The sequence below is a fragment of the Algibacter sp. L4_22 genome, assembly GCF_023473045.1.
In the GTDB taxonomy this organism is placed as follows: Bacteria; Bacteroidota; Bacteroidia; order Flavobacteriales; family Flavobacteriaceae; genus Algibacter.
Map to the genome: position 1 here is coordinate 1 of NZ_JAMCOK010000059.1, position 775 is coordinate 775.

At 31.1% G+C, this 775-nt stretch carries 1 protein-coding gene; it reads right to left on the reverse strand.

The window, feature by feature from the left end:
• Positions 1–65 precede the first annotated feature (65 nt).
• The gene (locus M4I23_RS19570; RefSeq protein ID WP_249755537.1) at positions 66–593 is read right to left on the reverse strand and encodes a hypothetical protein; all 528 of its coding nucleotides are present in this window, start codon (positions 591–593) and stop codon (positions 66–68) included.
• Positions 594–775 lie beyond the last annotated feature (182 nt).

Consider the following 775-nt stretch of genomic DNA (forward strand, 5'->3'; position numbering starts at 1 on the left):
CGAAGGAAAATCAGACGTTACAAACACGCAACGACCTTTGATTAAGCACTAAACCGCAATTATTTTTATACGGTGTTGTGTGGCGTTTTTATTTTTATTTTCCATTCGGTTGTGTCTAATTGCATTATTTCATTTCTACTCCAATTAGTGAATTCCTCACACTCAAATTCCAATATATTTCCGTTCCATTTTCGAAATCGGATGTCATCCATTTTAAATGGACTTTGAATTTCAGTCAAGTCAGATAATGAACTGTTCATTTTCTCAATTTCATAGTAATTATGAAAAAAGAAAATTCCATCAGGCGAAACTTCTAAATCCTGATATTGAGGTTGACTTTCCGTTTCTATTATATTCAAGTTAGAAGCGTTTAGTCTGTAAACATAATCAGAAGTAAGAACAATAATTTCATTCCGATTTTCCGAATATTTCACTTCTTTTGGCATTCCACGGAATTGTCCAACCGTTTCAGTCAAATTTTCATCGACAAACTTAATCCAAGTCCACGATTGAGAATTCCAAGGACTTTCAATGTCATAAATCCTTTCTTTAAATTCTCCAGAATATGGTTGGTTTATAATTTCAGTTTTCAATGTAGTTTCGGTTTTTGTATTATACTGATATAGGTTGACTCTTTTTAGTTAATATTTAGACGTTCAAACTATTTTTTTCAGCCGTTTAGAAGGCAAAAAAATAGTTTGAACTAGTTCTGTTCTTAAATCTTAAGTTCAGGTAAATTTACATTATTTTTTCGATAGGATTTGTATTTGATGTT